Origin of the sequence: Micromonospora sp. NPDC005171 (genome assembly GCF_040608575.1) — a bacterium.
Classification (GTDB): Bacteria; Actinomycetota; Actinomycetes; order Mycobacteriales; family Micromonosporaceae; genus Micromonospora.
Window position 1 is genome coordinate 46,529 of record NZ_JBEXIM010000040.1, and the last position, 9,972, is coordinate 56,500.

Sequence of the window (9,972 nt, forward strand, 5' to 3'; positions counted from 1 at the left end):
TATATATGAAGTGCATTGTATAGACGTCGTCGGGGCGTCGACACCATGCTGCCGACCGACCATCGAGGTAGGAATCGAAGTAGAGAGTCAGCGACACGGGGCATCCGCATACTCCGCCCGCAGCTCGCGCTTACGGGTCCGGCAGGGCCAGGGCAGGCCGCAGCCACCACAGCTCCAGACCGGCATGACCGGACCGGCCGCAGGTGGACGAGGAGTGGACAGCGGCCAGGAGCGGACGATCCTCGCGGTGCACGTCCGAGGGCTGGACGGCATGTGTGTTGGTTGCTGGGCGTGGCGGGCACGGCTCACGCCGTACCCGTGCTGGCAGGTGGACTGGGCGACCAGCCGGCAGGCACGGGCGATCACGGATCGCTTCTTGGCGGGTGTGCGGTGACCGTCCACGAGCCCTCTGGCACCAGCGAGCCGTAACCTCAGACGGTCCGGGGTGTGGCAGCTCGGTGCACCTGCCCAACGATGGCCGCCAAGCCGGTGGTTACCACTACACCACCGAAGCGAAGCGGATCTTCCCTCGTTACAACGTGGTGGGCGTCATGCTCATAGGGGTTGAGCGGCTCGATCCGGGCCGGCTTGCCGGCGTCGACGTAGCTCTCCCAACCCCTCCCCACGCCCCGGCCATCACTGGCTGCCCTCGCGAAAGCCGCGCCTTATCAAGGCGTGGCAGTCGCCGAAGGTTGGGGTCCCTACGACTCGCGCACCCGGTTACGGCGGTGGTGGACGATCAGCGCGACCGCCGAGAGCAGCGCCACCAGCCCGAACCCGGAGCTGATCCACTGGTTGTCCGCCGCGGTTGACAGCACCACGTTGGCCGCCGCGCTGACGAAGAGCACCAGCCACAGCAGCGGGCGTAGCAGGCCGCCCGGCTTCTTCGTCGCGGCGACCGGGGCCTCGGTGATGCGGTACGGATCGGTCATGACTGCCTCCTCCGGCGAATGTTTCTCGACGCCGTCAACGCTAGGTACGCGGCGCGGCGGGGACGATCCCGCCAGCTCGACGACAGTGGTACAGCAGGCTGTACCTTCCGCGCCGGGCGTTGCTGGGCGTGGCCTGCGGTGGCCTATGTTGGCGGGGGAGGTGGGTGGATGGCGTACGTGCGGGGCCGGGTTCGCGCCTCGGTCGACGCCCTGGAGCACCTCGTCGGAGGGCTGGGCACCGCCACGCTGGCGCTGGGCGCGCTGCTCTGGGCGGCGATCGTGGCGGTGGCCTGCCTGGGCGGGGTGGGCTTGCTGGCGGCGCCCGGTGCGTTGCGGGCGGTGCGGTCGGTGGCCGACCGCGAGCGCGCCCGGCTGTCCCGCTGGGGCGGCCCGATCCCCACGCCGGGGCCGGCGCCAGACGGGCTGCGGACAGCTGCGCACGATCCGTTCGTGCGCCGGGAGCTCGGCTGGGTCGGGCTGTACTCGCTCATCGGCCTGGTGACCGGGCTGGTCGGCGTCGCGCTGCCGCTCTATGCGGTGCAGGACGTCACCTTCCCGCTGTGGTACCGGCTGATTCCTGCCGACGCCGGCGCGCCGGGGATCGTCTGGTGGCGCATCGACGGGTTGTCCGAGGCACTCGCGGTCGGCCTGCTCGGGGTGGGCTGGCTGGCGGCCGCGATCTGGTTCAGCCCGGTCCTGGCCCGTCTCCAGGCATGGCCGGGCCGGTGGCTGCTGCCTCCGCCGCCGGGTGTCGACCTGTCGCTGCGGGTGGCCGAGCTGACCGCCACCCGCGCTGCGGCGTTGGACGCCCACGCTGTCGAACTGCGCCGGATCGAGCGGTCGCTGCACGACGGCACGCAGAACCGGTTGGTGGCGGTCAACGTGTTGCTGGGCGCCGCGCGGCGGGCCGTGCGCCGCAATCCGGACCGCGCCGACGAGATCCTCGGGCAGGCGCAGGACGCCGCGGAACAGGCACTCGGCGAGCTGCGTACGGTGGTGCGCGGGATCCTGCCGCCGGTGCTGGACGACCGGGGCCTCGCCGGCGCGCTGGCGGGCCTGGCCGGCAGCTGCGCGGTGCCCTGCCGACTGGAGGTGGACGTGGCCGTGCGGTGCGCGGCCTCGGTCGAGGCCACCGCCTACTTCGTGGTGGCCGAGGCGCTGACCAACGTCGTCCGGCACAGCGGTGCGAGTCAGGTGGACGTGGCCGTGCGCCGCGAACGCGGTCGGCTGCTGGTGAGCGTCGAGGACGACGGGCACGGCGACGCGGATGAGGCACGTGGCTCAGGGCTCACCGGTATCCGCCGGCGGGTCGAGGCGTACGACGGCCGGATGACGCTGACGAGCCCACCGGGAGGGCCGACGAGAATGGACGTGGAGCTGCCATGCGGATCGTGATCGCGGAGGACGACCCGCTGCTGCGTGAGGGGTTGGCGCTGCTGCTGAGGGCGGAGGATCTGGACGTGGTCGCCACGGCCGGCACTCCGGGCGAGTTCCTGATCGCCGTCGACCACCATGCGCCGGACGTCGCGATCGTCGACGTACGGATGCCCCCGACCCACACCGACGAAGGCATCGTGGCCGCGGTGGAGGCCCGGCGGCGCCGCCCCGGCCTCGCGGTGCTGGTCCTGTCGGCGTATGTGGAGCAGGCGTTCGCCACCGACCTGTTCTCGGTGGGCGCCGTCGGGCTCGGTTATCTGCTGAAGGAGCGGGTGGGCCGGGTCGAGGAGTTCCTCGCCGCGCTGCACCGCGTCGCGGGCGGCGGCAGCGTGATCGACCCGGAGGTGGTGGCGCAGTTGCTCGCCCGCAACCGCCGGACGGACACGGCGCTGAGCGAGCTGTCGCCGCGTGAGCGTGAGGTGCTGGGGCTGATGGCCGAAGGGCTCGGCAACAGCGCGATCGCCGAGCGGCTGTTCGTCACCGACGGCGCGGTGCACAAGCACATCCGCAGCATCTTCTCGAAGCTTCAGCTGCCACCGGACGACAGTGCCGACCGCCGGGTCACCGCCGTGCTGCGCTACCTGGACGGCGATCGGCGGTAGCGCCTGCTGTACCCGGACCTGGCAGCCCGCGGGATGGTTGCCGTTCTCCCACGTCAATAGCGTTTCTGGTGCGCGCAGTTCTTGCCGATGACACGGAGAGAGGCCACCAGAATGCCGGACTATCCGGGACAGACAATCGAAGCGGCGGTACGCGTCGACCACCTCACCCGCGTGTACGACGCCGGCCGTAACCAGGTGACCGCGCTTGCCGGCATCGACGTCGGCTTCGACCGGGGCACCTTCACCGCGGTGATGGGGCCCTCGGGCTCCGGCAAGAGCACGCTGCTGCAAACCGCGGCCGGGCTCGACCGGCCCACCTCCGGTCGGGTGGTCATCGGAGGCACCGACCTGTCCGGGCTGTCCGAGACCCGCCTGACCGAGCTGCGTCGTACCCGGATCGGGTTCGTCTTCCAGGCGTTCAACCTGATCGGCGCGCTCACCGTCGAGGAGAACATCCTGCTGCCCCTGCGCCTGGCCGGCGTCCGTCCGGACCGGGCCTGGCTGACCCAGGTGGTCGAGCGGGTCGGCCTCACCGACCGACTGCACCACCGGCCGGCTGCGCTCTCCGGCGGCCAGCAGCAGCGGGTGGCGATCGCCCGCGCGCTGGCCACCCGCCCCGAGGTGATCTTTTGCGATGAGCCGACCGGCGCTCTCGACTCCCGCAGCGCTGCGGAGGTGCTGACGCTGCTCCGCGCGGTCGTGGACGAGCACGGGCTGACAGTGGTGATGGTGACCCACGACCCGATCGCCGCGTCGTACGCGGACCGCGTGCTCGTGTTGGCCGACGGTGCGATCGTCGCCGACCTTACGCAGCTCGGAGCCGCCGGTATCGCCGAGCACCTGGCGTCGCTGGATCGGCGGGTCCTCCGATGATCGGGCTCGCCGCCCGCCTGCTGCGGCACCGCGCCGGCCCCGCCGCCGCTACCCTGCTGGCCCTGGTCGCCGGTGTGCTGATCCTGGTGGCGATGGGCACCCTCGTCGAGTCCGGGCTGCGTTTCCGCGCGGAGCCACGGCTCTGGGCGGCGGCCGACGTGGTCGTCGCCAACCGCACGGTCAGCCACACGTTCAAGGAATTCGGCGAGACCACCACGAGCACCGTCGCGCTGCCCGAGGGCGGCACCGTGGACGCGGCAGTGGTGGACCGGATCCGCCAGGTGCCGGGCGTCGCGGCCGTCGCGGGCGACGACGCGGTGCTGATCGGCTCACCCGCCGCCGTGGGCCACGGCTGGGACACGTACGCCTTCACCGGTCGTCGGATCGCCGCGGGTGCCGCGCCACAGGCCGACGACGAGGTGCTGCTCGACACCCGGCTCGGCGTGGCACCCGGCGACCGCATCGACCTGGTCGTGGGCGGGGTCAGTCGGTCATACCGGGTGAGTGGAACCGCCGACACCGGTTCGGCGGCGGTGTTCTTCACCGACGCGCAGGCCGCCCGGCTGTCCGCCCACCCGGGCCGGGTGGATGCGATCGGCGTCCGGATGGTGCCCGGCGCCGACCTCGGCGCGGTGCGCGAGATCGCGTCGGCGGCCGGCGCCACGACGTACGTCGGGAAAGACCGTGGGAAGGTCGAGCAGTCGGAGAACCAGGCCGCCCAGACATTGCTGATCGAGGCCGGATCGGCTTTCGGGGTGTACGTCGTCCTGCTGATCATCTCCGTGGTGGCCGGCACCATCGGGCTGTCCGTCCGGCACCGTCGACGTGACCTGGCGTTGCTGCGCGCGGTCGCGGCCACGCCGGGGCAGGTGCGCCGCATGCTGATCGCCGAGGCCGCTCTGCTCGCCCTGGTCGGCTCTGCGATCGGCGGCCCGGCCGGCCTGCTGGCGGCCCGCTGGGTGCACGGCGAGCTGGTCGAGCGGGGATTCGTGCCGGCCAGCTTCCCGAGGGCCGATGGCCTGTTCGCGGTGCCGGCCGCGGTCGGTACGGCGGTCCTCGTGGCGGTGCTCGCCGCGTTGGTCGCCGCGCGCCGGGTCACCGGGATCAAGCCGATCGAGGCGCTCGGCGAGATCGCTGTCGAGCCTCGACGTAGCGGCCGGGTGCGGCTGATCGCCGGCGTGCTGACGCTGGCGGCGGCCGGCACCTCCGGGGCGTTCACGCTCGGTGCCGCCGGGTCGACCGGGGCACTGGCCGGCGCGATCGGCATGCTGTACCTGTTCGTCATCGCCGTGGCGCTGCTCGCACCGAAGATCAACGCGTACGCGGCACGCCTGCTCACACCGTTGTTGCCGCGGGTGTGGCGAATCAGCGGCTACCTGGCCGCGGCCAACCTGCGGGCCAACGCGCAGGGCATGGCGACAGTCCTGACCGCCCTCGTGCTGTCCGTGGGGTTCGGTGGCTCGGTCTGGTTCCTGCAGACCAACCTGGAACGACAGACCACCACGCAGAGCAGCGCGGGAACCCTCGCCGAGCGGGTCGTTGTCGCTCCGGGTGGGCTGCCGGCGGACGCAGCGCGGGAGATCCGCGAGTTGACCGGGGTGCAGGCGGCCACCGGTGTGCGCCGTACCCAGGTGGTAGTGCGGGCGCTGGGCGGCATCGAGCCGGTCGGCGCGCAGTCGGTCGACCCGGCGGGCATCACGTCGACAATGGACCTTGCCGTGCGTGAGGGCAACCTGGCCGACCTGCGCGCGGGCACAGTCGCCGTGTCTGCGATGCAGGCGTCGTCGTCCGGCTGGGAGGTCGGCGATCAGGCGGAACTCTGGCTGGGCGACGGCACCCCGGTCACGTTGGACGTCATCGCGATCTACGGCCGTGGCCTCGGCTTCGGCGACGTCACACTGGCTGCCGAGACGGTCGCCGGGCACACGGCCGGGAATACCACCGACGAGGTCCTGGTCAGCGCCGGCCCGGAGGCCGACACCGCGTTGGCCACGTGGTCGGCTGGGCAACCGGGCACCGAGGTTCTCGACGCCGCCACCCGTACCCGCCTGATCAGCACCGACCTGGCTCTCGGCGCCTGGCTGAACCGGCTGCTGATCGGCGTGATGGTGGGGTACGCGGCGCTGGCGGCGGCCACCACGATGGTGATGGCCGCGCTGGCCCGCCGCCGCGAGTTGGCGTTGCTACAACTGGTCGGGGTCACCCGCCGCCAGATTCGCGCGATGGTCCAGGCCGAACAGGCCGGGCTGCTCGGCGCCGCGGTGCTGATCGGCGCGACGATCGCGGCGCTGACCCTGAGCGCGATCGTCAACGGACTGACCGGCAGCCCGATCCCGTACGTCCCGCCGCTCGGTTGGGTGGCGGTGCTCGGCGGCACGACGCTGCTGGCGTTGGCAACCACTGTGTGGCCCGTCCGACGGCTGCTCAACGCCCCTCCGATCGACAACATCGGTGTGAAGGAGTAGGCGTCGCGGCTCAAATGTCGGTGACAGTGCCGCCTCCGCAGACATCGCTGAGACGGCACTGTCACTGTCACCCTGGTGTCTCAGAATTTTTGTCAGTGGATTCGAGGCGCGGCAGATCAGTGCGTGTGACCTACGGAAAATCGGATCTCGTTACTGGCACGATCGTGTGATCTGCCTCATGCCCCAACCGACCTTAAACACCACCCGTCTGCTGCTGGTCCCACTTGCCGACCGGCACCTCGATCTGGAACTCCAGCTTGACTCCGATCCGGAGGTGCTCCGCTACATCAACGGCGGCCGGGCGCGATCCAGGGACGAGGTGGTCGCAGCCCACGGGCAGAGGATGGCCTTGGCAGGCAAGGTGGACGGCTTGGGCTACTGGATGGCGTTCGGCTCCGATGGCGGCGCGCGCGGCTCGACGCCGCTGGCACGTGAGGACGAGGGCGAGTTCATCGGGCTCATGATGCTTCCGCCGGCGCACGGCCCCGACCAACCTGACGACCCGACAGTCACAGACCTGGGTTACCGCCTTGTGCGTCGGTACTGGCGGAAAGGCTTGGCCAGCGAGGCGTCCCGCGCCCTGCTGCGGCACGCCTTCGACACCGTCGGGCAGAGCCGGGTGATCGCGCAGACCATGGCCGTGAACACCGGCTCGCGCGGCGTGATGGAAGCCATCGGCATGCGGTACGTGCGCACCTACCGACCGCTCGGTGATGACCCGCTGTCGGGAATGGAGGTCGAGTACGAGATGACCCGCGCGATGTGGGAGGCGTGTCGTGTCGCTTGGTGAATGCGGGACTCCTGTCAGTTGACGCTCACGACGACCTTTCCAAGGGCGCGTCCCGTGCCCACGTAGGCCAACGCCTCGGGCGTCTCGTCGAGGGTGAAGGCCCGGTCGATGTGGATGACGAGGTCACCCGCCACGCAGAGATCGGCCACCGGTTCGAAGTGGGTCGGCCCTTCCCGAACGGCGAGCACGCCCAGCCGGCGGTTGGTGAGCCGGCCGGCCAGCGCGCCGACCGTCAGGACGCGCAGCACCGCCGGGACCGATCCGCCGACGCACCGGTAGCGGCCACCCGGGGCCAGTGCCCGGCGGTAGGCGAACACCGATCGGTGCGCGACCAGATCGAGGATGAGATCGTACGGGCCGCTGCGGGTGAAGTCCTGGCTGCGGTAGTCGATCACCTCGTCCGCGCCGACGGACCGCATGAAGTCGAGCTTGCCCGCGTTGTCGACGCCGCTCACCTGGGCGCCGAGTCGTTTGGCCAGCTGGATCGCGAACGCGCCGGATCCCCCGCCGGCGCCGTTGATCAGGACCCGGCTGCCGGCTACGGCGCCCGCAGTGCCCTGCTGTGCGATCGCGCCCGCCTGTGGGATCGTCGACGCCTCGGCGAAGGTCAGGGCGGCGGGCTTGTGGGCCAGGACCGATTCGGGCGCGATCGCGTACTCGGCGAAACCACCCTTGAGCATGAGGTTGTCGCCATACACCTCGTCACCAGGTCGGAACCGAGTGACGGCCGAGCCCACCGCGTCGACCCATCCGGCGATGTCCGAGCCGAGGGTCCGGCGTGCCGGGGAGCGCAGCCCACCGATGCGCGAATACAGAGGCGAACCTTGCAGAGTCTCCCAGTCGCTCAAATTCACCGAGGTCGCCGCAATCTTGACGAGCACCTCTCCGGCGGCGGGGGAAGGCTTGGGGAGATCCTCGATCCGCAACTCATCCGGGGACCCGTACCGGTCGTACACGACTGCTCTCACCTGGTACCACCAACCCTTGGGGACGGTAGGCCAGCCGCGGTACCCGATGCGCTCAGGGCAAGAAGCCTACGCCTCCTGGTTAGCACGGCGGGACAAGCGGCTGGTCAACGAGGAGGCTGCCGGCGGTCGAGAAAAGGGCTCGGAATTGACCTTGTGCCGCTTACAGATCCATCGCGTAGACCCGGACCTGGCGGCCGGTGTCCGGCTGCACGGCCTCGCGTTCCAGCGTCATGCCCAGCTTGACCATTACCCGCGCCGACGCCTCGTTGCCGACAACGTGGATGCTGACCAGCCGCCGCAGTCCGAGTTCGGCACGAGCGTGGGCGACCACGGACTGGGCCGCCTCGGTGGCCAGACCCCGGCCCCAGTGCGCGCGGCCGAGCCGCCAGCCGATCTCCACGGCCGGCAAGATCTCGGGCAGGAAGGTCGGCACCGCCAGCCCGGTGAAGCCGGCCAGTTCTCCGGTTTCTTTGATCTCCACCGCGTACAGGCCGAAGCCGTGCTCGTCCCAGTGCCGCTGATAGATGGCCAGGCGCTCTGCGGTCGCGGCCCGGTCCAGGGTGCGGCCGTCATGGATGTAGCGCATTACCTCGGGCTCTGCGTTGACCGCGGCGAAGCCGTCCAGATCGTTGCTTCGCCAGCGGCGCAACAGCAACCGTGGAGTTTCCAGGGACGTGGCATCAAGGGATCTGGTCATGTCAGGCACGTCCCTTCGTAGCATCCGGCACTGATGGGGCGGGGGTAGGGCCTACCCCACCGGCGACGTTCCCGCTCACCGGCTGTCACCTGGATTTGCCGCTTCGTAGGGTCGGAGGGAGCCATCGAATTCGATTTACTGTTCGATACGGGGGTAGCCGCGTGAAGTTCTCCATCAAAGACCCGCCAGTCGTGAAAGAAGGGTCGCCCGGGCCGTTCTCCCGGATCGCCGCCGTCGACGCATTGCGCGCCGTGGCGCTGCTCCTCATCCTGATTGTCAACATCGCCTTCTTCGCCTCCGGCTATTCCTTCCATCTGGTTCCGGATCCCACGCACGACTCGTGGGGCGACCAGGCGGTCCTGTGGCTGGTCGAACTGCTCTTCACGATGAAGGCGTACCTGCTCTTCTCCTTCCTGTTCGGCTACAGCTTCACGCTCCAACTCGATTCCGCCGCGCGGCGCGGCGTCGACTTCTCCCCCCGGTTCCGGCGACGGCTGGCTGGGCTCTTCGTGCTCGGCATCCTGCACGCAGTGCTGCTGTTCCAGGGCGACATCCTGACCACGTACGCGTTGCTCGGCTTGATCCTGCTCGCCATGCGGGGAGTCCGCGTCGGGACCGCGCTGCGCGTCGCCGTACTGCTGACCGGCGGGATCGGTTTCGTCCTCGCGCTCGCCGCCGTCGGCGGGACCCAGCTGGTCACCGATCCGGCGACGGCACTGGCAGCGGGGCAGCGATCCACCGAGGCACTACAGGGTGGGATCGGGTCGGTGATCGCCGAGCACGTACGCCAGCTGCCGGCGATGGTCGGCACGCTCCTCGTGCAGGGGCCGCTCGCCCTCTCGGCCTTCCTCTTCGGTCACGCGGCCGGGCGGCGCCGGCTGCTCACCGACGTCGTCGGAAACCGGCAGCTCCTGCGTCGGGTGCAGCAACTGGGCTATCCGATCGGCCTGGCCGGTGCGGTGATCTTCGCCTCGGGCGGGGGTACCGCCAACCTGACCGGCCTGACGGTGGGCGTACTCACCGCGCCGCTGCTCGCCGCCGCGTACGCCGCCACCCTTCTCCGCTTCTTCCAGACCAGCCGGGGACGGCGGGTAGTCGCCGTACTCGCGCCGGCCGGACGGATGTCCCTGTCGAACTACCTGGGTCAATCGCTGCTCTGTGTGCTGGTCTTCACCGGCGTCGGACTGGGCCTCGCCGGCACCGTCGCA

General features: G+C 70.5%; 9 protein-coding genes and 1 pseudogene. 7 read left to right on the forward strand and 3 right to left on the reverse strand.

The annotated features are described in order from the left end of the window. Positions 1-196: 196 nt before the first annotated feature. Positions 197-394: pseudogene (locus ABZU74_RS29040) on the forward strand (hypothetical protein); the annotation flags it as partial. 307 nt (positions 395-701) lie between these two features. Here the strand turns inward: ABZU74_RS29040 and ABZU74_RS29045 are convergent. Next, positions 702-932, reverse strand: a complete 231-nt coding sequence (locus ABZU74_RS29045) for a hypothetical protein (RefSeq protein WP_355430329.1) — start codon at positions 930-932, stop codon at positions 702-704. Positions 933-1,100: 168 nt separating this feature from the next. On the opposite strand from ABZU74_RS29045, the gene ABZU74_RS29050 reads away from it, so the two are divergent. The 5 genes from ABZU74_RS29050 (at position 1,101) to ABZU74_RS29070 (ending at position 7,099) form a co-directional block, all read left to right on the forward strand. Next, on the forward strand, positions 1,101-2,327 hold the full coding sequence (locus ABZU74_RS29050; RefSeq protein WP_355430332.1) for a sensor domain-containing protein: 1,227 nt from the start codon (positions 1,101-1,103) through the stop codon (positions 2,325-2,327). Beyond that, the gene (locus tag ABZU74_RS29055; protein WP_355430334.1) at positions 2,315-2,971 is read left to right on the forward strand and encodes a response regulator transcription factor; all 657 of its coding nucleotides are present in this window, start codon (positions 2,315-2,317) and stop codon (positions 2,969-2,971) included. Before ABZU74_RS29050 ends, ABZU74_RS29055 begins: the two co-directional genes overlap by 13 nt. 111 nt (positions 2,972-3,082) lie before the next feature. Then, the gene (locus ABZU74_RS29060; RefSeq protein ID WP_355430351.1) at positions 3,083-3,844 is read left to right on the forward strand and encodes an ABC transporter ATP-binding protein; all 762 of its coding nucleotides are present in this window, start codon (positions 3,083-3,085) and stop codon (positions 3,842-3,844) included. After that, positions 3,841-6,309 carry an FtsX-like permease family protein gene (locus ABZU74_RS29065; protein ID WP_355430337.1) on the forward strand — a complete coding sequence of 823 codons (2,469 nt, stop codon included), beginning with the start codon at positions 3,841-3,843 and terminating at the stop codon, positions 6,307-6,309. The genes ABZU74_RS29060 and ABZU74_RS29065 overlap by 4 nt, the downstream gene beginning before the upstream one ends. Before the next feature lie 178 nt (positions 6,310-6,487). Next, complete coding sequence (locus ABZU74_RS29070; RefSeq protein WP_355430340.1) at positions 6,488-7,099, forward strand: GNAT family N-acetyltransferase; 612 nt, start codon at positions 6,488-6,490, stop codon at positions 7,097-7,099. Positions 7,100-7,113: 14 nt separating this feature from the next. Here the strand turns inward: ABZU74_RS29070 and ABZU74_RS29075 are convergent, their stop codons facing one another. Further along, positions 7,114-8,067 (reverse strand): NAD(P)-dependent alcohol dehydrogenase, encoded by a 954-nt coding sequence (locus ABZU74_RS29075; RefSeq protein ID WP_355430343.1) that lies wholly within the window; start codon positions 8,065-8,067, stop codon positions 7,114-7,116. 160 nt (positions 8,068-8,227) lie between these two features. Continuing rightward, on the reverse strand, positions 8,228-8,722 hold the full coding sequence (locus ABZU74_RS29080; protein WP_355430345.1) for a GNAT family N-acetyltransferase: 495 nt from the start codon (positions 8,720-8,722) through the stop codon (positions 8,228-8,230). A gap of 203 nt (positions 8,723-8,925) precedes the next feature. On the opposite strand from ABZU74_RS29080, the gene ABZU74_RS29085 reads away from it, so the two are divergent. Beyond that, on the forward strand, positions 8,926-9,972 hold a 1,047-nt coding region (locus tag ABZU74_RS29085; protein WP_355430348.1), incomplete at its 3' end, for a DUF418 domain-containing protein.

Excerpts from the sequence above, each read along its gene's own strand:
- ABZU74_RS29045 (WP_355430329.1), bottom strand. The coding sequence starts at position 932 with ATGACCGATCCGTACCGCATCACCGAGGCCCCGGTCGCCGCGACGAAG.
- ABZU74_RS29050 (WP_355430332.1), top strand. The coding sequence starts at position 1,101 with ATGGCGTACGTGCGGGGCCGGGTTCGCGCCTCGGTCGACGCCCTGGAG.
- ABZU74_RS29055 (WP_355430334.1), top strand. The coding sequence starts at position 2,315 with ATGCGGATCGTGATCGCGGAGGACGACCCGCTGCTGCGTGAGGGGTTG.
- ABZU74_RS29060 (WP_355430351.1), top strand. The coding sequence starts at position 3,083 with ATGCCGGACTATCCGGGACAGACAATCGAAGCGGCGGTACGCGTCGAC.
- ABZU74_RS29065 (WP_355430337.1), top strand. The coding sequence starts at position 3,841 with ATGATCGGGCTCGCCGCCCGCCTGCTGCGGCACCGCGCCGGCCCCGCC.
- ABZU74_RS29070 (WP_355430340.1), top strand. The coding sequence starts at position 6,488 with ATGCCCCAACCGACCTTAAACACCACCCGTCTGCTGCTGGTCCCACTT.